Origin of the sequence: Methyloligella sp. GL2, assembly GCF_013341275.1 — a bacterium.
In the GTDB taxonomy this organism is placed as follows: Bacteria; Pseudomonadota; Alphaproteobacteria; order Rhizobiales; family Methyloligellaceae; genus Methyloligella.
Genome location: NZ_CP054476.1, coordinates 2,799,832 through 2,826,435, shown reverse-complemented (window position 1 = coordinate 2,826,435; position 26,604 = coordinate 2,799,832). Strand labels below are relative to the sequence as shown.

The 26,604-nt window shown below is 64.2% G+C and carries 29 protein-coding genes; 18 read left to right on the top strand and 11 right to left on the bottom strand.

Annotation, left to right across the window (positions count from 1 at the left end; genetic code table 11):
* Position 1: 1 nt before the first annotated feature.
* From HT051_RS13165 to HT051_RS13150, 4 genes are all read right to left on the bottom strand, one after another.
* Positions 2–205, bottom strand: a complete 204-nt coding sequence (locus HT051_RS13165; RefSeq protein ID WP_174542458.1) for a hypothetical protein — start codon at positions 203–205, stop codon at positions 2–4.
* Complete coding sequence (locus HT051_RS13160; RefSeq protein WP_174542457.1) at positions 202–1,305, bottom strand: site-specific DNA-methyltransferase; 1,104 nt, start codon at positions 1,303–1,305, stop codon at positions 202–204. Before HT051_RS13160 ends, HT051_RS13165 begins: the two co-directional genes overlap by 4 nt.
* Before the next feature lie 99 nt (positions 1,306–1,404).
* A complete protein-coding gene (locus HT051_RS13155; RefSeq protein WP_174542456.1) occupies positions 1,405–2,076 on the bottom strand; it encodes a ribonuclease HII in 672 nt (223 codons plus the stop codon).
* Positions 2,077–2,211: 135 nt separating this feature from the next.
* Complete coding sequence (locus HT051_RS13150; RefSeq protein WP_174542455.1) at positions 2,212–3,276, bottom strand: PA0069 family radical SAM protein; 1,065 nt, start codon at positions 3,274–3,276, stop codon at positions 2,212–2,214.
* A 162-nt stretch (positions 3,277–3,438) separates the two neighbouring features.
* On the opposite strand from HT051_RS13150, the gene HT051_RS13145 reads away from it, so the two are divergent.
* Positions 3,439–4,128 carry a TIGR04283 family arsenosugar biosynthesis glycosyltransferase gene (locus HT051_RS13145; protein ID WP_174542454.1) on the top strand — a complete coding sequence of 230 codons (690 nt, stop codon included), beginning with the start codon at positions 3,439–3,441 and terminating at the stop codon, positions 4,126–4,128.
* Between the two features lie 54 nt (positions 4,129–4,182).
* The gene (locus HT051_RS13140; protein ID WP_208454327.1) at positions 4,183–4,827 is read left to right on the top strand and encodes a TIGR04282 family arsenosugar biosynthesis glycosyltransferase; all 645 of its coding nucleotides are present in this window, start codon (positions 4,183–4,185) and stop codon (positions 4,825–4,827) included.
* 33 nt (positions 4,828–4,860) lie between these two features.
* Here HT051_RS13140 and HT051_RS13135 read toward each other — a convergent pair whose 3' ends face one another.
* Both HT051_RS13135 and HT051_RS13130 read right to left on the bottom strand, forming a co-directional pair.
* Positions 4,861–5,142: a DUF4242 domain-containing protein gene (locus HT051_RS13135; RefSeq protein WP_208454326.1), complete on the bottom strand. Its 282-nt coding sequence runs from the start codon at positions 5,140–5,142 to the stop codon at positions 4,861–4,863.
* Positions 5,143–5,208: 66 nt separating this feature from the next.
* Positions 5,209–5,775, bottom strand: a complete 567-nt coding sequence (locus HT051_RS13130; protein ID WP_174542453.1) for a TetR/AcrR family transcriptional regulator — start codon at positions 5,773–5,775, stop codon at positions 5,209–5,211.
* Positions 5,776–6,092: 317 nt separating this feature from the next.
* On the opposite strand from HT051_RS13130, the gene HT051_RS13125 reads away from it, so the two are divergent.
* The 6 genes from HT051_RS13125 to HT051_RS13100 all read left to right on the top strand — a co-directional run bounded on the left by HT051_RS13125 (position 6,093) and on the right by HT051_RS13100 (position 11,751).
* Positions 6,093–6,803 carry a hypothetical protein gene (locus HT051_RS13125; protein ID WP_174542452.1) on the top strand — a complete coding sequence of 237 codons (711 nt, stop codon included), beginning with the start codon at positions 6,093–6,095 and terminating at the stop codon, positions 6,801–6,803.
* Positions 6,800–7,834 carry an isopenicillin N synthase family oxygenase gene (locus HT051_RS13120; protein ID WP_174542451.1) on the top strand — a complete coding sequence of 345 codons (1,035 nt, stop codon included), beginning with the start codon at positions 6,800–6,802 and terminating at the stop codon, positions 7,832–7,834. The genes HT051_RS13125 and HT051_RS13120 overlap by 4 nt, the downstream gene beginning before the upstream one ends.
* Positions 7,831–8,724, top strand: coding sequence for an ABC transporter permease (locus tag HT051_RS13115; RefSeq protein WP_208454325.1), 894 nt, complete (start codon positions 7,831–7,833; stop codon positions 8,722–8,724). The genes HT051_RS13120 and HT051_RS13115 overlap by 4 nt, the downstream gene beginning before the upstream one ends.
* A gap of 45 nt (positions 8,725–8,769) precedes the next feature.
* Positions 8,770–9,858, top strand: a complete 1,089-nt coding sequence (locus tag HT051_RS13110; protein ID WP_174543017.1) for an ABC transporter substrate-binding protein — start codon at positions 8,770–8,772, stop codon at positions 9,856–9,858.
* A 2-nt stretch (positions 9,859–9,860) separates the two neighbouring features.
* Positions 9,861–10,706 (top strand): ABC transporter ATP-binding protein, encoded by an 846-nt coding sequence (locus HT051_RS13105; protein ID WP_174542450.1) that lies wholly within the window; start codon positions 9,861–9,863, stop codon positions 10,704–10,706.
* Positions 10,707–10,821: 115 nt separating this feature from the next.
* Positions 10,822–11,751, top strand: a complete 930-nt coding sequence (locus tag HT051_RS13100) for a LysR family transcriptional regulator (protein ID WP_174542449.1) — start codon at positions 10,822–10,824, stop codon at positions 11,749–11,751.
* Here HT051_RS13100 and moaB read toward each other — a convergent pair.
* Entirely contained in the window at positions 11,748–12,290 is a 543-nt protein-coding gene (gene moaB / locus HT051_RS13095; RefSeq protein ID WP_174542448.1) for a molybdenum cofactor biosynthesis protein B, read from the bottom strand. The genes HT051_RS13100 and moaB overlap by 4 nt on opposite strands.
* A 358-nt stretch (positions 12,291–12,648) precedes the next feature.
* A complete protein-coding gene (locus HT051_RS13090) occupies positions 12,649–13,494 on the bottom strand; it encodes a uracil-DNA glycosylase family protein (protein WP_174542447.1) in 846 nt (281 codons plus the stop codon).
* 231 nt (positions 13,495–13,725) lie between these two features.
* Here HT051_RS13090 and HT051_RS13085 point away from each other — a divergent pair, with 231 nt between their 5' ends.
* From HT051_RS13085 to HT051_RS13075, 3 genes are all read left to right on the top strand, one after another.
* Positions 13,726–15,360 (top strand): electron transfer flavoprotein-ubiquinone oxidoreductase, encoded by a 1,635-nt coding sequence (locus tag HT051_RS13085; protein WP_174543016.1) that lies wholly within the window; start codon positions 13,726–13,728, stop codon positions 15,358–15,360.
* A gap of 136 nt (positions 15,361–15,496) precedes the next feature.
* Complete coding sequence (locus HT051_RS13080) at positions 15,497–17,308, top strand: tetratricopeptide repeat protein (protein WP_174542446.1); 1,812 nt, start codon at positions 15,497–15,499, stop codon at positions 17,306–17,308.
* Positions 17,309–17,397: 89 nt separating this feature from the next.
* The gene (locus HT051_RS13075) at positions 17,398–18,279 is read left to right on the top strand and encodes a 4-(cytidine 5'-diphospho)-2-C-methyl-D-erythritol kinase (protein WP_174542445.1); all 882 of its coding nucleotides are present in this window, start codon (positions 17,398–17,400) and stop codon (positions 18,277–18,279) included.
* Between the two features lie 2 nt (positions 18,280–18,281).
* On the opposite strand, the gene HT051_RS13070 is transcribed toward HT051_RS13075, so the two are convergent.
* Positions 18,282–19,217 carry a polyprenyl synthetase family protein gene (locus HT051_RS13070; protein WP_174543015.1) on the bottom strand — a complete coding sequence of 312 codons (936 nt, stop codon included), beginning with the start codon at positions 19,215–19,217 and terminating at the stop codon, positions 18,282–18,284.
* 211 nt (positions 19,218–19,428) lie between these two features.
* Between HT051_RS13070 and HT051_RS13065 the strand changes: the two genes are divergently transcribed.
* Both HT051_RS13065 and HT051_RS13060 read left to right on the top strand, forming a co-directional pair.
* Positions 19,429–19,662, top strand: coding sequence for a DUF2007 domain-containing protein (locus HT051_RS13065; protein ID WP_174542444.1), 234 nt, complete (start codon positions 19,429–19,431; stop codon positions 19,660–19,662).
* 4 nt (positions 19,663–19,666) lie between these two features.
* Positions 19,667–20,467 carry a tRNA1(Val) (adenine(37)-N6)-methyltransferase gene (locus HT051_RS13060; RefSeq protein ID WP_174542443.1) on the top strand — a complete coding sequence of 267 codons (801 nt, stop codon included), beginning with the start codon at positions 19,667–19,669 and terminating at the stop codon, positions 20,465–20,467.
* Positions 20,468–20,606: 139 nt separating this feature from the next.
* On the opposite strand, the gene HT051_RS13055 is transcribed toward HT051_RS13060, so the two are convergent.
* Both HT051_RS13055 and HT051_RS13050 read right to left on the bottom strand, forming a co-directional pair.
* The gene (locus tag HT051_RS13055) at positions 20,607–20,912 is read right to left on the bottom strand and encodes a hypothetical protein (RefSeq protein ID WP_174542442.1); all 306 of its coding nucleotides are present in this window, start codon (positions 20,910–20,912) and stop codon (positions 20,607–20,609) included.
* A gap of 243 nt (positions 20,913–21,155) precedes the next feature.
* Positions 21,156–21,425 carry a hypothetical protein gene (locus tag HT051_RS13050; RefSeq protein ID WP_174540127.1) on the bottom strand — a complete coding sequence of 90 codons (270 nt, stop codon included), beginning with the start codon at positions 21,423–21,425 and terminating at the stop codon, positions 21,156–21,158.
* Positions 21,426–21,718: 293 nt separating this feature from the next.
* On the opposite strand from HT051_RS13050, the gene HT051_RS13045 reads away from it, so the two are divergent.
* From HT051_RS13045 to HT051_RS13025, 5 genes are all read left to right on the top strand, one after another.
* Positions 21,719–22,588 (top strand): S49 family peptidase, encoded by an 870-nt coding sequence (locus HT051_RS13045; protein WP_174543014.1) that lies wholly within the window; start codon positions 21,719–21,721, stop codon positions 22,586–22,588.
* Between the two features lie 19 nt (positions 22,589–22,607).
* Positions 22,608–22,817, top strand: a complete 210-nt coding sequence (locus tag HT051_RS13040) for a hypothetical protein (protein WP_174542441.1) — start codon at positions 22,608–22,610, stop codon at positions 22,815–22,817.
* Positions 22,818–22,964: 147 nt separating this feature from the next.
* Positions 22,965–23,900 (top strand): glycine--tRNA ligase subunit alpha, encoded by a 936-nt coding sequence (locus HT051_RS13035; RefSeq protein WP_174542440.1) that lies wholly within the window; start codon positions 22,965–22,967, stop codon positions 23,898–23,900.
* Positions 23,897–25,978: a glycine--tRNA ligase subunit beta gene (gene glyS, locus HT051_RS13030; RefSeq protein WP_174542439.1), complete on the top strand. Its 2,082-nt coding sequence runs from the start codon at positions 23,897–23,899 to the stop codon at positions 25,976–25,978. The genes HT051_RS13035 and glyS overlap by 4 nt, the downstream gene beginning before the upstream one ends.
* Before the next feature lie 10 nt (positions 25,979–25,988).
* Entirely contained in the window at positions 25,989–26,468 is a 480-nt protein-coding gene (locus HT051_RS13025) for a c-type cytochrome (protein ID WP_174542438.1), read from the top strand.
* The last annotated feature ends 136 nt before the right edge of the window (positions 26,469–26,604 follow it).

The window sequence follows — 26,604 nt, the reverse complement described above, 5'->3', positions numbered from 1 at the left end:
CTTAGTCCTTGTCCCGCACGGGATAGGCGCGGCGCGGGAAGGGGCGGCTGTCGGGCAGGCGGAAGGGGCGTACCCCGCGGATCGCAGCTTTCGGCCGATCGCCTTTGATCGAAAGCACCTCCGAAGGGCGGGGCGTCGCCGGCACGCTCTCCGGCATCCAAAACACGCGAAGCCGCGCTTTATCCTCAGGCGTTTCCCGCGTCACGAATTCAGCTCCAGACGCTGGCGCGCCTTGGTCCGCAGCGCATCGATCGGGGTCAGCGTGCCCTTCTGCTCCACATGCCAGAAGGTCCAGCCATTGCAGGCGGATGCGCCCTGCACATGGGCGCCCATCTTGTGGATGGAGCCTTGCGCCCCGCCAATGGCGATGCTGCCGTCGGCGCGCACCTTCGCCTCGTGGCGGGCGCGGGCGTCGTAAAGCACTGTGCCAGGAGAGATCAGCCCCAGCTCGACCAGCGAGCCGAACGGCACGCGCGGCTCCGAGCGCTTGCCCTTGCTGAGCTGCAGATCCTCGCGCGGCAGCGGCGCAATATCGGCCACGCGCTGGCGGGCGATCTTGGCGTATTCCTCGTCGCGCTCGATGCCGATGAAGGACCGCCCGAGCCGCTTGGCCGCAGCGGCCGTGGTGCCGGAGCCGGAGAAGGGATCGAGCACCACATCGCCCTCATGGGAAGTGGCGAGGATGATGCGCTCGATCAGCGCCAGCGGCTTTTGCGTCGGATGCGCCTTCTTGCCGTCCTCCACCTTCAGCCGCTCGGCGCCGGAGCAGATCGGGAACAGCCAGTCGGAGCGCATCTGCAAATCCTCGTTCAAGGATTTCAGCGCCTCGTAATTGAAGCGGTAGCGGCTCTTCTGGCTCTTGCTGGCCCAGATCAGCGTCTCATGGGCGTTGGTGAAGCGGCGGCCGCGGAAATTCGGCATCGGGTTGGTCTTGCGCCAGATCACGTCGTTGAGGATCCAGAAGCCGAGATCCTGCAAAGATGCGCCGACGCGGAAGATGTTGTGATAGCTGCCGATCACCCACAGCGCGCCGTCGTCTTTCAGCACGCGGCGGCATTCGGCCAGCCATTCGCGGGTGAAGCGGTCGTAGGTGGCGAAGCTCTCGAACTTGTCCCACTCGTCGTCGACGCCGTCGACGCGCGAATTGTTGGGCCGAAGCAGTTCGGTGGAAAGCTGCAGATTGTAAGGCGGGTCGGCGAAGATCAGGTCGATGGATTTGTCGGGCAGCGCGGCAAGCTCCGCAATGCAATCGCCCAGGATAATTTCATTCAGCGGGAGCGTCCGCTCCCCCGTCGCAGCAGCCATGACCAGCATTCCCCGATGACGCGAAACAAATAAATCGAGGCCTCGGCCGAACCGTCGACCGAAGCTGAGTCATGGTGAAGAAAGAGGGTAAAGGCCGCCTTAATCGAAGGGGAGTTCGGCGATCTCGTCGCCGGCAAGGGCCCGCGCGATGGGCTCGAAGGAGCGGCGGTGATGGATGCAGACGCCGTGCTTCTCGATCGCTTCGGCGTGCTCTCGCGTGCCGTAGCCCTTGTTCCGCTCCCAGCCATAGCGGCGGTAGCGCTTCGACAGCTTCACCATCAGCCGGTCGCGGGTGACCTTGGCGACGATGGAGGCGGCCGCGATGGAGACAGAGCGCCCGTCGCCGCCGATCACCGCCTCGGCTTTGCAGGGAAAGCGCTTGGGGCAAAGATTGCCGTCGATCAGCGCCGCGGAAGCCGGCGCGCCGAGATCGCGATAGGCCTTGCGCATGGCCCAGAGGCTGGCTTGCAGGATGTTGTCCTTGTCGATGCGCCGCACTTGGCCGATGGCGATGCCGACTGCTGCGGTCGCCAGGATCTCCTCGAAACGGTCCTCGCGGGCGTCTTCGGTGAGCTTCTTGGAATCGTTGAGGCCTTCGGGAATGCGGGCCGGGTTCAGGATCACGCAAGCCGCCACTACGGGACCGGCCCACGGCCCACGCCCCGCCTCGTCGATCCCGGCGACCGGGCCGGAATAGCGGCTCATCAAGGCTTCTTCCCGCTCGAAGGTCGGAAAATCGGGAATGACCGGCGATTCGAACAACGCGTCCATGCCCGAACTTTTGCGGAAACCGCATCGGCTTGGCAACGCCCGACGCCGTAAATGCCGCGGGATGGGCGAAAATCGCCGGGGAGCGATTGTGGAAAATAGCGGCCGCGTAAGACGGGCCGCCAGGTAGGCCATCCGCTACAGTAGCCGCATTTGCTGCCCTGGCAGCACCGGCGGCTCGAACAGATCGGTGCGCAAGGATTGCTTGCCCCGGTTCATGCCGAGCCGCTGTACGGCGAGCTCGAAGCGCCGCCCGATCATCCAGGCGATAGGACCGTTGCCTTCCATGCGCTCGCCCCATTTGGAATCGTAGAGCTTGCCCTCGCGGGCTTGGCGCATCAGTGACAGCACCCGCTTGGCCCGGTCGGGGCAGTTCGCCTCCAGCCATTCGGTGAACAGGTCGGCGATCTCCAGCGGCAGGCGGAGCAGCACATAACCGGCATGAGTGACTCCGGCGACGCTGGCCCGCTCCAAGATACGCTCCATCTCCATATCGGTGAGGCCGGGGATCACCGGCGCCACCATGACCGAGGTCGGCACGCCCGCCTCGCTCAACGCCTGCAGCGTCTCAAGCCGCTTCTCCGGCGTTGCCGCCCGCGGCTCCATCGCCCGGGCCAGCTTGGCGTCCAGCGTGGTCACCGACAGCGCCACCTTGGCCAGCCCCCGCCGCGCCATGGAGGAGAGGATGTCGAGATCCCGCAGGATCAGGCTCGACTTGGTGACGATGGCCACCGGATGGTCCGCCTCGTCCAGCACCTCCAGGATCTGCCGCATGATGCGGTATTGCTTATCGATAGGCTGATAGGGGTCGGTATTGGTGCCGATGGCGATGGTGGCCGGCTTGTATTTCGGGTCGCTCAGCTCTCGCTTCAGCGCCTCGGCCGCATTCACCTTGGCGAACAGCCGCGCCTCGAAATCCAGCCCCGGCGAAAGCCCCAGAAAGGCATGGGTCGGCCGCGCGAAGCAGTAGATGCAGCCATGCTCGCAGCCGCGATAGGGATTGATCGAGCGGTCGAAGCCGATATCGGGAGAGTCGTTCCGGGTGATGATGGTCTTGGCCCGGACCTCCTGCACCTTGGTGGTGAAGCCTTCCAGGGCCTCAAGGCCGCCCCAACCATCGTCGAAGCCTTCATAGCGAAGCGGCTCGAAACGGCCCGAGCGGTTGGACTGCGCGCCCCGGCCGCGGCGGCGCAAAGCGGTCACTCAGCCGGCCTCCAGGCCTGCATGCTCATGCGGATCGGCTTTTCTAAGTCCCACGCTCATACCTCCTCTATAGGCATTCGACGTGAACAAAGCAAGAACATACGACGGTTTGTGGCTCTCAAGCGCCATTGCCGCCTGAGAAGTAAACGCTATAGTCCCGCCATGATTTCCGTGGTTATCCCCAGCTTTAATGCCGAGGCCCATCTGGTCCCGACCCTGAACGCCCTGATTCCGGCTGCCATCGAGGGGCTGGTGACGGAGGCGATCCTGGTCGATGGCGGCTCGACCGACGGCACCACCGATATTGCCGATGCGGCGGGGATGGAGATTTTGCGCACCGAGCGCGGCCGCGGCATTCAGCTGAAGAAAGGTGCCGAGGCTGCCAAGTCCGACTGGCTGCTCTTTCTGCATGCCGACACGGTGCTGGATGCCGATTGGATCGACCATGCCGCTCAGTTCATCGGCCGTATTCAGCGGGGCGAGCGCCCGCCGGCTGCCGCGACCTTCCGTTTCAAGCTCGACGATGACGGGCTGCGCCCCTGGGCGTTGGAGCGCTGGGTCGCCTTGCGCTTCATGCTGTTCCGCCTGCCATACGGCGATCAGGGCTTGCTGATCCCGAGGAAGCTCTACGAGGAGATCGGCGGATTCCAGCCCATGGAGCTGATGGAAGACGTCGATCTGGTGCGCAAGCTCAAGCGCAGCCAGCTGGTGATGCTGAATACGATCGCCGTTACCTCGGCGGAGCGCTATCGCCGCGAGGGCTATCTGGCGCGGGGGCTTCGAAATCTCTCTTGCCTGGCGCTGTATTTCTTCCGTCTTCCCTCGCGCATGCTCGCCCGGCTTTATGGCTAGGCGGGGCGCATGATGCGAAGCCGCGCAAAGCGCAGACAGCCAGTCCTGATTGTCATGGCGAAGACGCCGCGGCTGGGCGCCGCCAAGCGGCGCTTGGCTGCCGAGATCGGCGATGTCGCGGCGCTGCGCTTCTACCGCAACTGCCTGAACCGGATGCTGCAGCGTCTCGCCCACGATCCGCGCTGGCGGGTGCAGCTTGCCGTCGCTCCCCATGAGGCCATCGCAGATCCGTTCTGGCGCCGGCTCGCCTCGCGTCACGGCGTGGAGCTGGTCGGGCAGGGCGAGGGCGATCTGGGCGAGCGCATGCAGCGCCTGCTCGACAAGGCGAATGGTCCGGCGGTTTTGATCGGCAGCGATATTCCGGAAATTGAGCCGGCCGACATCGCCGACGCGTTTCGGCGCCTAGGCAGGGCCGATGCGGTGTTCGGCCCGGCGCGCGATGGCGGTTTCTGGCTAGCCGGCTTTTCGCGTCGCCAGCTCCATCCCTTCGACGATGTCCGCTGGTCGAGCTCCGAAGCCCTGCTCGACGTGATCGGCAACCTGAAGGGCCGCCGTATCGGCCTTGCCGCCACGCTTTCCGACGTCGACGGCAGCACCGCCTATCGCCGCTTTATGGGGCCGGCGGCGCGTATGGTTTTCCCTGCGCCCTTGCGCCGGCGGGAGACGCAGCCGCGAGGAGACCGGACGCTCGTCGTTTAGACAGGCGGCGGTCTCCCCAAGGCCGATTGCGCGCTATTTCTCGGTGCTCGGATCGATCATGGTTTTCACTTCCGTGATCTTCGTCGCCGGGAAGCCAGAGAGCTCCGCATGCTTGCGGATCGCATCCTCGTCCTTGGCCAGATAGACGCAGAAGGTCTTGTCGTCGGCGACATAGCTCTCCACCCATTGGATGTTGTCCGCGCCGATCTTGCACAGCGCATCGTTCGAGGTCGCCGCGGCACCGGAAAGCTGATCGGCGTCGAGCTTGCCCACCTCGGGAATATCCCGTTCGATGATGTATTTCTTCAAAGCCATAACGTTTCCTCCGTTTTGATTGTGCGCATCTACCATCTAGTAGGTAGGTCTGCAGGTCAAAAACTTTTACGCCTCCAAGCCGGATAGAACCTCCTTGAAGGTCGGGGTGACGATGTTCTTCTGTTGTGTCGCCCACGAGACGAGGCTGGCGCCTTCCAGCGTGCTGAGCAGCATGATCGCCGTCTGGCGCGGCTTCAGATCGGCCTTCAGCTCGCCGGCTTTGCGCCCGTCCCGGATCACCTTCGCCAGCCAGGAAAGATGCAGCTCGAAGAAATTGCCGACCCGCTCCTGCAGCGAGGCGGGCAGCACGAAAGCTTCCGCCGAGAGCGCGCCGCAAAGCGGCATCATCCCGGCGCGCATCGAGCTGGCGAAAAACTCCGCATAGCGGGTGAGGCGGGCAGATGCGGTTTTCTCCTCGGCGAGGATCTGCTCCAGCGCCGCCTCGAAATCCTGCAAGTAGCTGTCGATCAGCGCCGTCCCCAAAGCCTCCTTGGTGGGGAAGTGGTGATGCACCGAAGCCTTGCGGATGCCGACCTTCTCGGCGAGGTCGGCATAGCTGAACGCCGCATAGCCGCGGGTCCGCATCAAGGTCTCTGCCTCTTTCAGGAGAAGGTCTCGCGTCGCAAGCGCCATAGGGAATCGTCGCCGGTCGGGAATTCGATAGGGAAGGCAAGCCTAGAGCCTTGCTCTAAACGTGTCTACCTATCGGTAGGTAGGAGTTCCGCCCTGGCGAGGGGAGGGCAGCGCGGAGCGCGCCGCCTGGCCCATTCCGTCGCAGCCCGTCCGTGGCGGCGTCGAGCAACAGCCCCGCTAGCAGAAGGGGAGCCACGAAAATCCGTTATATTTCAGTATTGTATCTCGAATCTGCCGCCAATCATTGATCAAATCAATGGCTGACATATGAAAAATGCCAGTTTTGCCAATGCAGGATCGCCGGCACACTGCCGGCCATGGATACGAATGTGACCGATATGGCGATGCGGCCGGCGGGCGCGGCCCTCACGCTCGAGGCGCTAGGCGGCGTCTGGCGGCGGAGCCTTCTGCAGGAACCCGACGGCAGCCGCGACACCAGTTCTCAAGTCTATTGGCTGCAATTCGGCACGTTCTGCGGCGATATCCGTATTCCGGGGGATGGCCCCGCTGCGCCAGGCGCCATGGCGTTCGCCGGAAATTTGCGCCAGCGCGGCGATATCTTCCACTGGGATCCGGACTGGGATTTCGGCATTCCCGCCGATGCCCCGCCGGACGAGGGGTATCTCCGCTGGGAAGGCGATATCCTGCGCGAAGACGGCGTGCATATCGCCTATCTGGAGCATTGGCATCGTCTCGCCGAGCCGGAGAAGGGCGATTTCGGCTGCTATTTGCGCGACTGCGTCGGCGACCGCGCCGGGCTTTTTATCCGTATCGGCCAATTCGCCTTCGCCGCCTGGAAGCCGGCGGATCGGAATGCACCGGCCTTTCTCCTCGCCATTCAAGACCAAGAGCTATGGCAGGTGGCAGCAATGCTGCCGGCTCAGCCCTTTTCCGGCGACAAGCTCACCTGGCCCGAACTTCTGCAAGCCATCGGCATCGATGGCGAGGCGGCGCCGGCCGTCTCGGGCCATTTCACCCCCTCCCAATCCCTGTCCATGGATTTTGACACTCAAGGAGTCCATCGATGAGTTCGTTCAAGGAAATCCCCCTCGTCGACATCACCGACCTCGGTAGCCCCGATGCGGCAAAGCACAAGGCGGTGATCGATAAGATCCGCGAAGCCTCCGAGAATGTCGGCTTCCTCTACATCTCCGGCCACGGCATCCCGGAAGAGACCGTTGCCGGCCTCCGCAAGGCCACCAAGGACTTCTTCGATCTTCCTCTGGAAGAGAAGATGAAGGTCTATATCGGCAATTCCAGCAATCACCGCGGCTATGTGCCCGAAGGCGAGGAGGTCTTCGCCTCCGGCTCCAAGGATAAGAAAGAAGCCTACGATCTCTCCCTGGATTTGCCCAAGGACGATCCGGACTTTCTCGCCGGAAATCCCATGCTCGGTCCCAATCAGTGGCCGTCCAGCCCCGACTTCAAGGAGAAGATCACCGCCTATTACAATGCCGCCTTCGATCTCGGCGGCAGGCTGATCCAGGGTTTTGCCGAGGCGCTCGGCCTGGAGCCGACCGCGCTCGACCACTTCTTCACCAAGCCGCCCTCGCAGCTCCGGCTGATCCATTATCCGTTCGACCCCGACGCCCCGCCGGACCAGGCCGGCATCGGCGCCCATACCGATTACGAGGCTTTCACCCTGCTGCTGCCGACGGCGCCGGGGCTTGAGGTGATGAACGACGAAGGCGAGTGGATCGATGCTCCGCCGGTGGAAGGCGCGTTCGTCATCAATATCGGCGATACGCTCGAGGTCTGGTCCAACGGCCGCTTCACCGCCACCTCCCATCGGGTGCGCAAGGTGAAGGAGGAGCGCTACTCCTTCCCGCTTTTCTATTCCGCCGATTACTGGGCCAAGGTCGAGCCGATGCCGGAATTCGTCTCCGACGGCACGCCCCCGGCCTACGAGCCGCTGATCGCCGGCGAGCATCTTCACGCCCAGACCGCGCAGACCTTCACCTATCTGAAGGAACGCATGGCCCGCGGCGAGCTGGTGCTGCCGGAGAACAGCCGCGCACTGTCCTCCTTCGGTCAGGAAGCAAAGCGAAAAGCCTCGTGACGACCGAGACCGCTCCCGCATTGAACCAGTCCCTGGACCGCGACAAGGAGCGGTCGGCCGAAGCGCAGCCCGCCGAAGCAAACGCTGGCAAGGCGAAGTCCGGCTTGCAGGTCTTCGGGGCCATCAGCCAACGGCGGCGGTTGCTGCTCGGACTCCTCGGCGTGGTGAGCTTCATCGCTTTGTGGTGGCTCGCCAACGCTTTGGAGTTTGCCTCGCCGAGGCTGCTGCCATCGCCCTGGCAGGTGCTCGTAGCGCTCTACGATCTGATCCAGAAGGGCTTTCTCTACGATGTTCTGAAGAGCGTCTACCGCATCACCTTCAGCTTCGCCCTCGCCGTGGCGGTTGCTTACCCCCTCGGCCTCCTGATGGGCACCTCGGCCTCGGTTTCGGCCTTCTTCGGCCCGCTGATTTCCGCCTTCCGCTATCTGCCGGCGCCGGCCTTCGTGCCGCTGCTCTTGATGTGGCTCGGGGCAGGGGACGGCCAGAAGGTGGCGCTGCTCTTCCTCGGCGTGGTCTGGTTCCTGGCCACGGTAATCGCCGATCACGTCCGCGCCGTGCCGCGCGACTTCGTCGATTCCGCCCGCACCCTCGGTGCCGATACCAGGCAAGTCTATTTCACGGTGATCGCGCCGGCCTCCTGGCCCCGCGTCTGGGACGCGCTGCGCCAGATGCTGGCGGTGAGCTGGACCTATCTGGTGATCGCCGAGATCGTCGCCGCCACCGACGGCATCGGCGCCATGATGATGCGCGCCCAGCGCTTCGTCCGCGTCGACGACGTCATGGCCGGCATCCTCACCATCGGAATTTTAGGCGTCTGTTTCGATCTCCTGTTCCGCTTCGTCGGCAAACGCCTGTTTGTCTATGAGGCTATCGAGCAGGAACGGAGCTGAGAGTGAGATGAAGTCCAACACGTAAAGGGAGCAAAAAACGTGTCGATGAAAACCTTCCAGACTGCCTTCCGACGTCACTTCGGCGTCTTCGCACTGCTCTTGGCGTTCACGGTCCTTGTCGTGAGCACCGCCAATGCCGCCGAACCGAAGAAGGTCCGCGTGGCGCTGTTCTCCTGGCCCGGCTACGCCTTCTGGTTCGTCGCCAAGGAAAAGAACCTGGTTCCCGAAATCGACCTCGATATCCAGATCATCGAGGACCCGTATCAGAGCTTCGGCCTGATGTCGGCCGGCAAGCTCGATGTCGCTTCCAGCACCGCCGAATACGCGCCGCTCGCCGCAGCGGAAGGCAACGGCATCAAGATGGTGGCCTACACCAACCCCTCCCACGGCACCGACCAGATCATCGTCCGGCCTGAGATCGAGTCCGCCGAAGATCTGAAGGGCAAGAGCGTCGCCGTGCTCGAAGGCGGTCTGACCCAGATCTATATGGGCATCTGGCTGGAGCAGAACGGCGTCTCCATCGACGACGTGAAGTTCACCAATCTGATCATGGACGACGCCATGGCCGCGATGATCTCCGGCCAGGTTGCTGGCGGCGAGTTCTGGGAGCCTTACGCCAAGAACGTGAAGGAGAACCTGGACGGCGCCAAGGTGATGGCCACCTCCGCCACGCCGTTCTGGGCCAAGAACGGGCTCCTCGCCGACTCCATGTATATGCGCGACGGCTTCGTCGACGAGGATGGCGGCAAATGGGCCGCACTCACCCTGAAAGCCTATTACGAGGGCGTGAAATACTGGCGCGAGCATCCCGAGGAAGCCAACAAGATCATGGCCGATGCGCTCGGCTTCGAGATCGAGGATGTCGAGCTGGTGATCGGCGACGGCACCGAGGAGAACAAGGGCGGCATCGTCGTCTACGGCTACTCCGACGGGGCCAAGTTCATGGGCGTCGTTCCCGGCGATCCGGAGCTTGCCGCGCTTGGCCAGAAGAACGGCCAGATCAAGGATCACTACGACCTGGTCTCCGACTGGTGGGTCAAGTTCGGCCTGATCGACGACAAGCCGGCCTTCGAGGATGGCGTCTCGCTGACGCCGTTCGAGGTGCTGGCCGAAAGCGGCTACGAAGGGGAGTGAGCATGACGGCGCGCGCAGCAAATCCTGTCGCCGGCCTTGAACAGGGGGGCAGCCCGCCGCGGCGTCCCAATAAAGGCAGGACTTGCCTGCGCGTTGCCGGCGTCTCCAAGGTCTTCCCGCCGGCCCGCAAGGGCACCGAGAAGATCACCGCCATCGAGCCGTGCAGTTTCGACGTGCCGGAGGGCAGCATCACCGTGCTGCTCGGCCCCTCCGGCTGCGGCAAGTCGACGATGCTTCGCATCATCGCCGGTCTTGCCGAGCCGACCACCGGTTCTGTCGAGCTGGATGGGCGCCGGGTCGAAGGGCCCGGCGCCGATCTCGGCATGGTGTTCCAGAGCTACACCTCGTTTCCCTGGCTCACCGTGCGCGGCAATGTCGAATACGGGCTGCGGCTCGCCGGTATCGACGGCCGTATGCGACGCGCCGCGGCCGAAGAGTTCCTCAAGCTGGTCGGGTTGAGCGAATTTGCCGATGTCTATCCAAGCCAGCTCTCCGGCGGCATGCGCCAACGCGTGGCGCTGGCCCGGGCCATGGCGCCGGGACCGAAGATCCTGCTTCTCGACGAGCCCTTCGGTGCGCTGGATTACGAGACCCGCTGGCGGATGCAGGATCTGCTGCACGAGATCGTCGCCAAGACCGGGCTCACCGCGCTTCTGGTCACCCACGACATCGAAGAAGCGCTTTATCTCGCCGACAAGGTGATCATCTTCAAACCTCATCCGGGGCGCATCTCCGACGAGGTGTTTCCGGGGCTTTCCCGCGATGCCGAGAAGGGCAAGGAAGAGCTGATCGTCTCCGCCGAATTCCTGCATTGGCAGAAATACCTGCTGAACGGCATCCGCCACTGACGGCCCATCGGCGCAGTTCGCCGCGCACCTACCATATGTTCGTTTGCCTGCTTCCGCTAAGATCGCAGCGAGCCATGGCCCCTATCCTGGGGGCCTGGAAATGAGGCGTGGCGCGATGCACCCGAACGAAATGCTGTGGCGGCGGCTGGATTGGAACCTGATCCGCCTGTTCCACGAGATCGTGCAGCATGGCGGCGTCACGGCGGCCGCCAAGAATCTGGGGCGGCAGCAGCCCGCCACCAGCCAGGCCCTGTCTCGCCTGGAAGATCAGCTCGGCGTCACCTTATGCGAGCGTGGACCGGCCGGCTTCTCGGTGACCCCGGAAGGTCAGATCGTCTACGAGATTGCCTCGGAGATGGTCGAGCTGATGCGCCGCGCGCCGGATCTTCTGGCCCAGACCGCCGGCACCGTGCGCGGCCAGCTCCGCATCGTCATCATGACCCAGATCGTCGATCGCGCCTTCGACGAGGTGCTGCAGGCCATGGCCCGCCGCCATCCTCTGCTTGAGATTACCATCGAGACGGCACCCTGGCAGTCCATCCTGGAGCAGGTGCGGGTCGGCGATGCCGATATCGGCCTCTCCTATGTGCAGATGCTCGATCAGGTGCTCACCTACGAGCCGCTCTCGAGCGAGACGCAGCAGCTCTATTGCGCTGCCGCCCACCCGCTTTACGGCCAGAGCTTCGACAATCCGCGCAATCTGGCGGGCGAATATTTCTTCCTCACCGGCCGCGACGAGCCGCTGGAGCTCGCCAATTACCGGCGGCAATTCGAACTCGGCAAGCGCTCCCGCGGCGGCTCGGAGGATCTCGGCGAATTGAAGCGACTGATCCTCACCGGCGCCGCGATCGGCTTTCTGCCGACCCGCGTCGCCGAGCCGGAGGTGCGGGGCAAGAAGCTCTGGCCGCTGCTCTCCTGCGCGCTGCTGCCGACCTATCCGGTCTACATGGTCACCCGCCCGATGCCGAACCGCAGCCTGCCGGCGCAGCTCACCCTGGACGAGGCGCGGCGGCGGCTTCGTGCCACCGGTCCGGCGATGGCTTAAGCGTCGGGCTTGCCCTCTTTCAGCCGCGGCATGATCTCGATGAAGCTGCAAGGCCGATGGCGGTTGTCGAGCTGGAACTTCAGCACCTTGGTCCAGGCATCCTCGCAGGCCCCCGGCGAGCCGGGGATCGAGAACACGTAAGTGCCGTTGATCAGCCCGCCGCAGGCGCGGGATTGAATCGTCGAAGTGCCCACCGTCTCGAAACTCACCATGTGGAACACCACCGAGAACCCCTCGATCTCCTTGTCGTAGAGCGGCCGCACCGCTTCGGGCGTCACGTCGCGCCCGGTAAAGCCTGTCCCGCCGGTGGTGATCACCACGTCGATTTGCGGGTCGTTGCACCAGGCCGCGACCTGCGCGCGGATCGAGTCCACATCGTCCGTGGCCACCGCACGTTCGGCCAGCACGTGGCCATCCCTTTCGATCATCTCCGCCAGCAGCGGACCGGATTTGTCGGTCTTCTTGGTGCGGGTGTCCGAGACGGTCAGCACCGCGATGCGGATCGGAATGAACGGACGGCTCTCATCGAAACGGGGCATGTGATGTTACGCTCTTCTCTCAGCTGTCATGCCCGGCCTTGTGCCGGGCATCCATGATCACCGCCGTGCCGGTCGAGCACGAGCGTGTATCGAATATCGGGCCAAGCCCGGCAATGACAAGTGCGATGGGGACTGCGGGCTCTATGATGAGGCACGGCCTGCCCCCTCTCCCCGTGGGGGAGAGGGCTGGGGTGAGGGGGTGCCAAGCTCGCCGAATCCCGCTCCCCCTCACCCGGATGCTGCGCATCCGACCTCTCCCCATTGGGGAGAGGTGTCTTCAGCGGACACCCCTGGTTACTGGATTGCCGGGTCAAGCCCGGCAATGACATTCAGAGGGGCTGGAAGAGGAGGCGCTCGATCACCCCTTATCCAGCGCCTGCTTCACCATCAGAAGGTCCTGCCAGGCCTGGCGTTTGGCGGCGGAGTTGCGCAGCAAGAAGGCCGGATGCAGCGTCGCCATGGCGGGGATGGGGCCGTCGATCCCCTGATAATCGATCCAGCGGCCGCGAAGCCGCATGATGCCCTCGCTCCGCTGCAGCATGCTCTTCGCCGCCGCCCCGCCGAGCAGCACCAAAAGCTTCGGCTGCAGCAGGCTGATCTGATGCTTCAGGAACGGCGCGCAGGATGAGATCTCCTCCGGCGTCGGCGTGCGGTTCCCCGGCGGGCGCCAATACACCGTGTTGGTGATGTAGACCGAGCTCTCGTCCAGCCCGATCGCCGCCAGCATCTTGTCCAGAAGCTGCCCGGCCCGGCCGACGAAGGGTTTGCCTTGCATATCCTCGTCGCGCCCCGGCGCTTCGCCGATCAGCATCACCTTGGCCGTGTCGCTGCCGCGGGAGAAGCAGGTATTCTTTGCCGTGCGCTTCAGCGGGCAGCCCTCGAATTCCTGCACCAGCGCTTCCAGCTCGGCCAGGGTCTTGGCCTTTGCCTGCACCTCTTGCAGCGAAACGGCGGTTCCGGTGTTGACCGGCGGCGGCTTCACCCCGCGCGGCGGCGGTGGGGCCTCTTCCCGGCGTGGGGCATCCCGGCGGGCCAGCGGGGGCCGCGGCGCAGGTTCCGCCGCAGCCGCTGCCGCCTTGGCGCTCAGCGCGAACGCATCGGACGGCGCATCGGCAATCGCCTCGTCCGCCCCCATCGCGGCATACCAATCCAGTATTGCGGCGACGGCGCGGGCGTCTTCAGCCGGTTTTTGACTGTCTTCCATTTGCCTGATTTACCATAGCTTGCGTCGCTTGCAGCACTTGACCTTAATCGCGCGACGGGAGAGTCTGGCCGGCTCATTCGCGGGCCAATGGTCCGGAAGAGCATTACCCGCCTTTGTTCCGGTTGGCTGCCGCCGTTTTGCGGCCGGCGGGTTCGTCATGTTTGAGATGCGTTACTGGGAGCCTGATCGTTGAGCGAAGAGACTGCGAGCGAAGAACCCGAACGGGAAGTGATGGAGTTCGACGTCGTGATCGTCGGTGCCGGTCCTGCGGGACTTGCGGCCGCGATCCGGCTGAAGCAACTCGCCGCCGAAAAGGATCAGGACCTCAACGTGGTGGTGCTGGAGAAGGGAGCCGAGGTCGGCGCCCATATCCTCTCCGGCGCGGTGGTCGATCCGATTGCGCTCGACAAGTTGCTTCCCGATTGGCGCGAGCAGGACAGCCCGCTCAAGACGCAAGTCTCCGACGACCGCTTCTATTACCTGACGGAGAGCGGCAGCGTGCGGATGCCCAATCTGTTCACGCCGCCCTTGATGAACAATCACGGCTGCTATGCCGGCAGCCTCGGTGCGACCTGCCGCTGGCTCGGCGAGCAGGCCGAGGCGCTGGGCGTGGAGGTCTATCCCGGCATCGCCGTGACCGACGCGATTTTCGGCGAGAACGGCGAGGTGCAGGGTGTCATCACCGGCGATATGGGCGTTGCCCGCGACGGCAGCCATAAGGACACCTACACCCCCGGCATCGCGCTCACCGGAAAATATACGCTTCTGGCCGAAGGTGCCCGCGGCTCCCTGAGCAAGCAGATGATCAAGCGCTTCGCGCTGGACAAGGACAGCGGCACGCAGAAATTCGGCATCGGTCTCAAGGAGTTGTGGGAAATCCCGGCCGAGAAGCACAAGCCCGGCCTGGTGCAGCACACCATGGGCTGGCCGCTGAACGACAGGACCGGCGGCGGCACCTTCCTCTACCATTTCGGGGATAATCTGGTGTCGGTCGGCTTCGTCATGCATCTCGACTACGCCAACCCCTATCTCAACCCGTTCAAGGAGTTTCAGCGCTCCAAGACCCATCCCGTCATCAAGCAGCATCTGGAAGGCGGAAAACGCATCTCCTACGGCGCCCGGGCGCTGACCGAGGGGGGCTTGCAGGCGATCCCCAAGCTCACCTTCCCGGGTGGCGCACTGCTCGGCTGTGCGGCGGGTTTCATGAACGTCCCCCGCATCAAGGGCAGCCACAATGCCATGCTGTCCGGCATGGCCGCGGCGGAGGCGGTGTTCGACGCGATCGGCGCCGATCGCAGCCATGACGAGCTCACCGCCTATGAGGAGAAGGTCCGCAGCGGCGAGATCGCCAAGGATCTGAACCCGGTGCGTAATGTGAAGCCGCTTTGGTCCCGCTTCGGCACCCGTATCGGCGTGGCGCTCGGCGGCATCGATATGTGGCTCAACACATTGCTGCCATTCCTGAAGCACACATTGCGGCATCTGAAGCCCGATTTTGCGAGCCTGGAGAAAGCGGACAAGGCCCAGCCCATCGAGTATCCCAAGCCGGATAACAAGCTGACCTTCGACATTCTCTCCTCGGTCTTCCTGTCGGGCACCAACCATGCCGAGGACCAGCCGGTGCATCTGCGCCTGACCGATCCCTCAATCCCGATCGAGAAGAACCTGCCCGAATATGCAGAGCCCGCACAGCGCTACTGCCCGGCCCAGGTTTACGAGGTGATCGAGGAGGGGGGCGAAAAGCGCTTCCAGATCAACGCCCAAAACTGCGTCCACTGCAAAACCTGCGATATCAAGGATCCGGCCCAGAATATCACCTGGGTGCCGCCGGAAGGGGGCGACGGACCGAGCTACGCGAATATGTGATGGGGTTAAAGGCCGGTTCCTCGATGCCGCAGCCTATGGCCCTTTTCGTGAACGGGTTTTAAGTTTCCACTTGCCCTGAAACGGCCTACACAAGGTCGTAAGGGGTGGAAATGTGGGACATTTGGCGGAGAGCCGTATGACGAAGCCGAGCACCGATTCTGAGCGCAAGCCTTCCAAGAAGCCTCAAAACGGGAGCCTGAAAGGCCCTCTGCTGCGCTGGGGCTTGCTTGGCGCGGTGCTTGTCGGCCTTGCCGCCCCGACCATTTTCTCCGATGTCGGCTCCGCCGAGACCCAGACCGAAGACGGGCCGCCCAGCAATCTCCTCGGCGACTATCTCTCCGGCCGCCTCGCCCGCGACCAGCACGATATCGGCACCGCCGCGCAGTATTATTCCAAGGCGCTCGACCGCGATCCCGACAATGCCCTGCTGCTGGAGCAGTCCTTCCTGCTCGATGTCGCCGCCGGCAATTGGGACCGCTCCGTCACTCTGGCCAAGAAGCTGATCAAAGTCGATCCGACCCATCGCATCGCCCGCTTCCTGCTCGGCTGCGACGCTTTCGAGAACGGTAATTACGAAGCTGCGCGGGTGCATTTCGCCGCCGCCCGCCAAGGCCCCATCGCCGACCTCGCCTCCAATCTGGCGCGTGCCTGGGTCGATGGCGCCGAGGAGAATCCCGAGGCCGCCTTCGCGACCCTGGACGGTCTCAGCCAGGCCGATTGGGCGCAATTCTATCAGCGCTATCACCGCGGCCTGATCGCAGATGTCGACGATAAGCCCGAAGCGGCCGGCAAGGCGCTGGCCGAGGCCTTCGAGCGCAGCCCCGGCACCGTGCGCGTCGCCGACGCCTATGCCCGCCACGAGGTGAATAACGGCAACCGCGACCGCGCCATCAACATCATGAAGACGGCCATCAACCGCGCCGGCAAGCATCCGATCTCCGAATCGCTGCTGAAGAAGCTGGAAGATGGCGAGACCCCGCCGCTGCTGGTGCAGACGCCCAATGACGGTCTGGCCGAAGTGTTCTACGGTATCGGCGATGCGCTGGCCGGCGAGGGCGGGCTCGATATGGGCGTCGTCTTCCTGCAATTCGCCATCCATCTGAAGCCCGATCTCGACCTCGCCCATGTGGCCCTGGCCGAGGCTTACGACGGCGCGCAGAAATACGACCTTGAGCTGGCCGCGCTCGACAAGGTCCCCGAGGATTCGCCGCTTTGGGTGAATGTGCAGATCCAGCGCGCCTTCGCGTTGAACGCCCTGGATCAGGTCGACGAGGCCAAGGAAATCCTGGAAGCGCTGATCGCCGAGAGCCCGGACGACATCCGTCCCGTCGATGCGCTGGGCAATATCATGCGCTCCCATGAGCGTTACGAAGAGGCGCTGCCCTACTACGACAAGGCGATCGAGCTCGCCGGCGATCCCAAGCCCGAGAATTGGACGCTCTATTACTCCCGCGGCGTCTGCTACGAGCGGCTGAAGAATTGGTCGAAAGCCGAGGCGGACCTGAAGCAGGCGTTGGAGCTGGCCCCGGACGAATCCCTGATCCTCAACTATCTCGGCTACACCTGGGTGGATCACGGCACCAATCTGAAGCAGGCCATGTCCTATATCCGCAAAGCCGTGAAGCTGAAGCCGGAGGACGGCTATTACGTCGATAGCCTGGGCTGGGCCTATTACCGCATCGGCAATCTCGACGCGGCGGTGAAGCATCTGGAGCGCGCCGTCGAGCTGCAGCCCGACGATCCCACCATCAACGATCATCTCGGCGATGTGTATTGGAAGGTCGGTCGCAAGCTCGAAGCCAAGTATCAGTGGCGCCAGGCTATCGAGCTCGGCCCGACCGAAGTCAGCGTCGAGGATCTGAAGCAGAAGATCGCGCACGGGCTGGAAGAAGAGCCCAATACCAAAGCGGCCGAGCGCACCGTCGACGACGGCCAGACCGCCCGCTGACGCGCGCCAAGCTCTGGCGCAAAGCGCCCCGCGCCCCACAAGTCTTGAGAGAGCCGCTCCTGCGGCCGGCCAGCCACGACCGTCCTGCTATGACCGTCCCGCCCGAAACGAGCCGCTTGCAGGATGAGGCCAAGGCCAAACTCAACCTCACCCTGAAGGTGCTGGGCCGCCGCGCGGACGGGTTTCATGAGATCGATAGTCTCACCGTCTTCGCAGAGCTGTCCGATAGCTTGGGCTTGTCGCCGGGCGATAGGGCGGCGCTCTCTTGCGAAGGACCGTTCGCAGGGGCCATCGATTCTGAGAACCTGATCCTGAGAGCCGCCGCGTCCGCCGCCGCCAAGGCGCCGGGACTACGCAGCGGCGAATTCCACCTGATAAAGCGTCTGCCGGTTGCCGCCGGGATCGGTGGCGGCTCGGCCGATGCCGCTGCTGCGTTGCGCCTGCTGCAACGCGCCAATCCGGGGGTGCTGAGCGATGAGACCGTTATGGCCATCGCCGGGGAGCTCGGCTCCGATATCGCCGCTTGCCTAAGCGCAAGCGCCACCGTGATGGGCGGCAAGGGCGAGCGCCTGCAGCCTGTCGCCGATCTTCCGCTCTGCTGGGCGGTGCTGGCAAATCCCGGCGTGCCGCTCTCCGCCGGTGCGGTCTATGCCGCTCTGACCGCGCCGAAGCTGGAGGCCGAGCCTGCGCCTGCCGAGCTGCCTGCCTTTGGCGGCAGCTTCGCCAAGCTTGCCGCCTATCTCGAGCAGCGCGGCAACGATCTGCAGGAGCCGGCGCTGCGGCTGCAGCCGGTGATCGGCGATGTGCTCGCCGCTTTGAGCGAATTGGAAGGGGCGCTCTATCCGCGGCTTTCGGGCAGCGGACCAACGGCCTTTGCGCTGTTCGAAATGCAGGAGCAGGCGCTCGCCCAAGCCGAACGGCTCAAGCAAAGACGGCCGCGCTGGTGGGTTGCCGCAGCGGCGATCGGCTAGGCCTAATAGGCCCGCGAAATGCAGAATTCGATGGTCTCGAGCATGGCCGACTTCACCTTGCCGTCGGGGAAGATGGCAAGCGCATCGGCGGCAATCGCGCCGTAATCGCGCGCCCGCTCCACCGTCGCCTCCAGCGTGCCGTGCTTGTCGATCAGCGCGATGGCATGCTCCAGATCGCCGTCTTGGACATCGCCGTTCTGCAAGGTGCGCTCCCAGAAGGCGCGCTCTTCCGCGTCGCCCCGCCGGTAGCAGAGCACCGCAGGCAGCGTCACCTTGCCTTCGCGGAAATCGTCGCCCACCGTCTTGCCCAGCGTCGCCTGCTCGCCGGAATAGTCCAGCGCATCGTCGATCAGCTGGAAGGCGAGGCCGAGATTGCGGCCGTAATCGCGCAGTGCCGTGACTTCCGCTTTGGGGCGCTCGGCGATCACCGCGCCGACCTCGCAAGCCGCCGCGAACAGCGCCGCGGTCTTGCAGTTGATCACTTCCAGATATTCGTCCTGGGTGGTGGCGGTGTTGTTGGCGGTCACAAGCTGCATCACCTCGCCCTCGGCGATGGTCACCGCCGCGTTGGAGAGGATGCGCAAAGCCCCGAGCGAGCCGACATCGACCATCATCTTGAAGGCCTGGCCGAGCAGGTAATCGCCCACCAGCACGCTCGCCTCGTTGCCCCACAGCACGCGCGCCGCCGCCTTGCCGCGGCGTAGGCTGCTCTCGTCCACCACATCGTCGTGCAGCAGCGTGGCGGTGTGCATGAACTCCACGCTGGCGGCGAGATGCACATGCCCCTCGCCGGAATAGTCGCACAGCTTGGCCGAGGCGATGGTCAGCATGGGGCGCAAACGCTTGCCGCCGGAATCGATCAGATGCCGCGCAAGCTCCGGGATCAGGTCCACATGCGAGCGGGCGCGTTCCAGGATGATCGCGTTGACCTGGCCCATATCCTCTTCGACGAGAGCGGCCAATGCGGCCACGCTAGGCGCGGATTTCCGTTTCTCGTCTAGTTCGACGACGACTCCCACGGTCACTCTCCCCAAGGGTTTCTGAGACTTTCCAAGACTTTTTTCGCCAGGACGCCCCAAATGACGCCCTATATTCAGCCCGCCGGATATAAGGTCAAGGCGGCAAGAAGGGCAAGACAGGGCTCTATCTATGAAGGAATTGCTCAGAAGCAATGATGCTGTGCTGATTTCCTATGTCAGCGCGCTGCTTTCCGAAGCCGAGTTGGGCTTCATTGTCGCGGACGCCAATATGAGCGTCATGGAAGGATCGCTTGGCGTTTTGCCGCGCCGCGTCCTGGTCGAGGACGACGCTCTGGCGCAAGCCAAGCGGCTGCTCGCCGATGCCGGCATCGAGCATGCCGCAGGCCGTGACGGTGCTGTCTGAACACATGTCCCAAGCGTCCAACAGTGAAGTGAGCGGCGCGGCGACCAGCCTCGATGGCTTTCTCGGCGGGCGGTTTCACGCTCTGCAGCCGAGAACCGGCCATCGTGCGGGCTCCGATACCGTGTTCCTTGCCGCCGCCGCGATTCAAGACGCAGCGGGCGGAAACGGCGGGGAAGGCTTGCGCATCCTGGATGCCGGCGCCGGCGCAGGGGTCGCCGGGCTTTGCCTGCTGTCGCGTTTCCCGTCCCTGCAGGTCACCGCAGTGGAGACCGATCCGGCGCTTTGCGCGCTGGCCCGCCAGAATGGCGAACGCAACGGCTTTTCGGAGCGATACGGGGTCATCGAGGCCGACGTGACCGCGCCGGGCAAGCGGCTGGCCGAGACCGGCCTCGCCCGCGAGAGTTTCTCCCATGTCATCGCCAACCCGCCCTATTACCGCGCCGGCAGCGTGCGCTCCGCACCGGAGGCGGAGAAGGCCCATGTCATGGCCGAAGGCGGGCTTGCCGCCTGGGTGCGTTTCCTCACCGCCATGGCGGCGGCGCGGGCCGCTCTGACCATCATCCACCGGCCGGAGGTGCTGCCGGAGCTGTTGCAGCTCTTGCAGCCGCGTTTCGGCGCGCTTCGGGTATTTCCGCTATTTGCCAAGCCCGGCGCTCCGGCGAGCCGCATTCTGGTGCGCGGCATCAAGGGACGGCGCGGCGGGCTGGAGCTTCTGCCGGGCCTCGTCCTGCATGACGGGAAGGGCGGCTACACCCCGCCCGCCGAAGCGGTGCTGCGGGCCGGTGCACCGCTCTTCATCTCCTGATCGGACACGAAACAAGCATTCCAAAAAAGAGAAGGCCGCCGCTCCAAGCGGGGGGCGGAGACGGCGGCCTTCAGGCAGGACCGGCGAGGCGGGCGGACGAGAACGCCGTCACCGGTCCAGCGGGGTAAAGTCGGGCGGGTTAGCGGCAGACCAGCCGATTGCCGGCGCCGAAGGCGAAACCTGGGCTCCAATAGGCGACGGCAGGCTGATAGGAGCAGCGCGGACGGTAGCGGTAGCCGTAATAGGGCTGGCGATAACCGTAATAGGGGCGGCGGTAGCCGTATCCGCGGCGATAGCCCTGGCCGCGGTAATAGCCGCGGTTCCAATTGTTGTAGTGGACCTGAATGGTCGCCGAGGCGGCCTCCGCCTTGCCGGCGCCAAGACCCACCGGCGCCAGCGTTGCAAGGCCCAGAGCGGCAGCGCCGAGAAGCAGATATTTCAGCATCGAAGAACCCTCCAAAGTGGACGCCGTACCGGCGCCCGGCCTGTGGCTGAGCCACGCGGCTCAAATCCTGGAGGTGGTTTTAGAGGAGCCGCGCTGAACCGAAGCTGGACGCGCCGTTCATCTGGCGTTCAGCCTGGTGGAAGGTATCGAAGCGGCTGAAATGGGGGCGAAAATCAAAAGGGCCGCCCTCGATCTTGCACGAGAGCGGCCCTTCGGAACCTTTGAGACTGGGTGCGTAATCGCCTAGCGCCAACGCCGGCGATAATATTTGCGGTAATGGCGATAGGGCCGACGGTAGTGGTAGTAATTAGGCCGCCGCCAATAGGGGTAATAGGCGTAAGGGTAGCGGTAATAGCGGTAGCCGTAATAAGGCCGCCGATAATAGCCGTAGCCATAGCCATAACGCGGGCCGACATAGACGCTAACGCCGGCCTGGGCGCTCTGGGTGGGAACCGCAATACCCGCCAATAGAAGGACACCCGCCGCAAAGGCAAAGGTCAGAACCTTCTTCATCGTCGTTCCTCCTTGCAGATCTGCGGTTCCTCGGCACAGGAAATCCCACCGCACATCCTCGAACGTCCAGCAACGGATAGAATATCAAATAGGGAGCGAAAAACGGCGGAACAAGGTGAAATTCGCTTAAGGAAAGCTTAGGGGCCGTCGCAGAACCGGCCGCCAAGGCGCACCGCTTGATTTCGCCGCAACCGTCTATACGTTCTAGCGCCATGGAAAACCCCACACCCCCTCAGTCACCGCCCCCCGCAACGCCCGAAGACGCCGTGCAGCCGAAGAGCTTTCTCGACCGCATGCCGCCCTTTCCGGGCAAGAGCTGGTTCGAGCCCGGCAATGTCGTGCCGGTGCTGCGCTTCTCCGGCACCATCGGTGCCGTGACGCCGCTGCGCCCCGGCCTGACCCTCTCCGGCGTCGCCGGCGCCATCGACAAGGCCTTCTCCATGAGCGGCGCCAAGGCCGTCGCCATTCAGATCAATTCCCCCGGTGGCTCGCCGGTGCAGTCCACTCTGATCTACCGGCGCATCCGCGCGCTTGCCGACGAGAAGGACATCAAGGTCTATGTCTTCGCCGAGGACGTTGCCGCGTCCGGCGGCTATCTCCTGGCGCTGGCGGGCGATGAGATCTACGCCGATACCAGCTCCATCGTCGGTTCCATCGGCGTGATCTCCGCCAGCTTCGGCTTCCACGAGATGATCAACCGCCTCGGCATCGAGCGCCGCGTCTATACCGCCGGCGGCTCCAAATCGACCCTGGACGCCTTCCAGCCGGAAAAGGCGGAGGATGTGGAGCGCATCAAGGCGGTGCAGCGCGATGTCCATGCCGCCTTTGTCGGTCTGGTCAAGCAGCGCCGCGGCGCCAAGATCGAGGCTGCCGGCGAGGAGCTTTTCACCGGCGAGTTCTGGTCCGGCAAGAAGGCGCATGAGCTGGGCCTGATCGACGGTCTCTCCGATCTTCGCAGCAAGATGCGTGAGATCTACGGCTCCGATGTCCGCCTCAAGATGGTGCAGACCAAGACCGGTTGGTTCCGCCGCAAGCCGCAAGTCGGCGTTCAACTGGGCGCCTCCGATCTGGGAGCGGCGCTTCGCGCCTTGCCTGGCGGCCTCGCCGACGATCTAATCTCCTCGCTCGAAGCGCGCGCCTTGTGGTCGCGATATGGGCTCTAGCCCGTTAAGGGGATAAGCCATGCCTCAAGTGATCGTCCTTCTCGCCGCCGGTGCCGGCCTGCTGCTGGCCCGCAAATGGTTCAAGACCGCCCAAGACCGGGTCGCTGCCGATCTGCGCGAGGCTCGCGACGCCATGGCCGAGCATCAGCGCCGCGAAAGCCTCGGCACCAAGCTGGAGCAGGACCCGGCGACCGGGATCTACCGCCCGCAGCAATCCGATCTTTCGTGAAAGCGTCCGGTTTCTTGCTGTAACGGTGCTTGATCTTAAGCTTTCGATCCGAAATAGAGAGGCGGGTACGCATCGTTCCCGCAGCTCGTCCCGCCCGTCCAAACAGGCGATACGCCTCCAGACCCTTTGCGACACGCTTTAGCGACTATGGCTCAACCTGAACAATCCAGCCCCGCGCCTGCGCCGAAGGCGCCGCTCTCCTTCCAGGATTTGATCCTGACGCTGCAGCGCTATTGGGCAAGCAAAGGCTGCGTGATCCTGCAGCCTTACGACATGGAGATGGGGGCGGGCACGTTTCATCCGGCGACCACGCTGCGCTCGCTCGGGCCGAAGCCGTGGAGCGCCGCCTATGTGCAGCCCTGCCGCCGTCCCAAGGATGGCCGCTACGGTGAGAACCCCAACCGTCTGCAGCATTATTATCAGTTCCAGGTGGTGCTGAAGCCCTCGCCGCAGAATATCCAACAGCTCTATCTGGAGAGCCTCGCCGCGATCGGTATCGACCTCCTCAACCACGACGTCCGCTTCGTCGAGGATGACTGGGAGAGCCCGACGCTGGGCGCCTGGGGGCTTGGCTGGGAGGTCTGGTGCGACGGCATGGAGGTCTCGCAGTTCACCTACTTCCAGCAGGTCGGCGGCTTCGACTGCGAGCCGGTCACCGGCGAGCTCACCTACGGGCTGGAGCGGCTGGCCATGTATGTGCAGGGCGTCGACCGGGTCTACGATCTCGACTTCAACGGCGGCGAGGGAGACTCCCGCGTCAAATACGGCGACGTCTTCCTTCAGGCCGAGCAGGAATATTCCCGCTACGATTTCGAATATGCCGACACCAAGCTGCTGTTCAACCAGTTCCGCGACGCCGAGACCGAATGCAAGGCGCTGCTGGAGAAGGGCGAGAATGGCAGCCGCCACGAGATGGTGCTGCCGGCCTATGACCAGTGCATCAAGGCCTCGCACATCTTCAATCTGCTGGATGCCCGCGGCGTCATCTCCGTCACCGAGCGCCAGGGCTATATCCTCAAGGTGCGCGACCTGGCTAAGGCCTGCTGCGCCGCCTGGCTCAAGACCGAAGCAGGTGGCGCATGAGCGGCGAACTTCTGCTTGAGCTGTTCTCCGAGGAGATCCCCGCGCGCATGCAGGCCGCGGCCGAGCGCGAGCTGGCGCGTCTGCTTGAGGACGGGCTGAAACAGGCCGGGCTCGAAGTCGGCGCCGTCAAAAGCTGTTCCACCCCGCGCCGCCTGACCGCGGTGATCGAGGGCGTCCCCGTCGCCTCGCCCAATGTCTCCGAGGAGCGTAAAGGCCCCCGTGTCGGTGCGCCGGAAAAGGCGCTCGAAGGCTTCCTGAAATCGGCCGGACTTTCCTCCATCGACGAGGCGGAAATCCAGTCCGACAAGAAGGGCGAGTTCTACGTCGCCAATATCGAGCGGGAAGGGCGCCCGACCCCGGTGATCGTCGCCGAGGTGGTGCCGGTCATCGTCAATAATTTCCCCTGGCCGAAATCCATGCGCTGGGGCGCCGGCAAACTCCGCTGGGTGCGCCCGCTGCATTCGGTGCTCTGCCTATTCAACGGCGAGGTGATCCCGTTTGAGATCGACGGGCTGATCTCCGGCGGCGAGACCCGCGGCCACCGCTTCCTGGCGCCGGAGCCCTTCGCGGTGAAAGATTTCGCCGATTACGAGAAGAAGCTCCGCGCCGCCAAGGTCATCCTCGATACGGAAGAGCGCCGCGACGTAATCCGCAGCCGTGCCAAGGCGCTGTGCGAAGCGGAAGGGCTGTCGCTGATCGAGGACGAAGCGCTGATTGCCGAGAATGCCGGCCTCACCGAATGGCCGGTGCCGCTGATGGGAAGCTTCGACGAAAGCTTCCTGGACGTGCCGCCGGAGGTGCTGGCCACCACCATGAAGGCGCATCAGAAATGCTTTTCGGTCACAGCGCCTGACGGCAAGCTCGCCAACCGCTTCGTTCTGGTCTCCAACCTCGAAGCCAAGGACGGCGGCAAGGCCATCACTGCCGGCAATGAGCGGGTGATCCGTGCGCGCCTGGCCGACGCCAAGTTCTTCTTCGATCAGGATCGCAAGATCGCGCTTGAGAATGCCACACCGCGGCTGAAGGATATCGTCTTCCACGAGAAGCTCGGCACCCAATACGACCGCATCCAGCGCATCCGGAAACTGGCCGTGGAGCTGGCCAAGCTGATCGGCGCCGATACCGAGGATTCGGAGCGCGCCGCCATGCTGTGCAAGGCCGATCTGGTCTCCGAGATGGTCGGCGAGTTCCCCGAGCTGCAAGGCATCATGGGCCGCTACTACGCTCTGGAAGAGGGCGAGCATCCGGACGTCGCCGACGCCATCGCCGCCCATTACAAGCCCATGGGGCCGTCCGATGCGGTGCCGGAAGACTCGGTCTCCATCGCCGTGGCGCTTTCCGACAAGCTGGACATGCTGGTCGGGTTCTGGGCCATCGACGAGAAGCCGACCGGCTCGAAGGATCCCTTCGCGCTCCGCCGCGCTGCGCTGGGTGTCATCCGCATCGTGCTGGAGAACGGCCTCCGCCTGCCGTTGATGAAGACCCTCTCCATCGTCATGGCCGGGCTCGACCCGGCCATCCACGGGCTGGACGGCAAAGAGGAAGAGACGGAGAAGAACCTCCTCGGCTTCTTCGCCGACCGCCTGAAAGTCTATCTCCGCGACCAAGGCGCCCGTCACGATTTGATCGATGCCGTGTTCTCGCTTCCCGGCCAGGACGACCTTCTGATGATCGTCCGCCGTGTCGAAGCACTGGGCAAATTCCTGGAGACCGAAGACGGCGCCAATCTTTTGATCGGGGCCAAGCGCGCCAACAACATCCTGCGCATCGAGGAGAAGAAGGACGGAACGCGCTATGACGGCGCGCCCGATCCGGCCCTGTTCGGCATGGAGGAAGAGGTGGCGCTGGCCGAGGAGCTGGACGCCGCCGAGCCGCTGATCGCTAGCGCCATCGAGCATGAGGATTTCGAGGCGGTGATGGGCGCGCTCGCCAAGCTGCGCGGACCCGTCGATGCCTTCTTCGACCGCGTCACCGTCAATGCCGACGATCCGCTGCTGCGCGTCAACCGGCTGAAGCTTCTGAACCGCATCCGCGCCGCCACCCATACGGTCGCCGATTTCTCCAAGATCGAAGGCTGAAGCCGGCGCCATGCCGCGGATGCTCGTCGCACTCCTGATCGGCATCGTAGGGCTCGCTCTGCTCGTCTTCAGCATCGGCCGCGTGCCCGGTCCCGAAACGGTGATGACTCCCGGAGAGCGGGTCGCGGCCACCCCGCAAGGCGCGCTGAAGAACCCCTTCGATCCGAGCGATGCGGCCATTGCCGCCGAAGGCAAAGCCTTGTTCGCGAAATCCGAATGCGTCGGCTGTCACGGCGCCGACGCCTCGGGCCATGTCTGTCCATCGGCCATCAATTCGGTCTGGGTCTATGGCGACGACGACGACACGTTGTTCCGCCTGATCGCCATCGGCACCGGCCCGCTGCAGCAAGCCGGCTATCGCCGCAAGGCCCGCGAGACCAAGGTCGGGCCGATGCCCGGCATGGGCTCGCTGATTGAGACCGACCGCGATCTTTGGAAGATCGTGACCTGGCTGCGCAGCCGCGCTTCCGGCGCCGGCACCGCGCAATAGACGCAATCCCGCCCACGCGATGCGTGCAGCTTCGGGAAGTTTTTCCTGGAATGGTCTGGGAATTTTTGCATTAGATTTCCTCCATAGGTTGTGCGCGGCGAAAACAACGCCCCGGGAAGGCGGGTCCGCGCGCGAT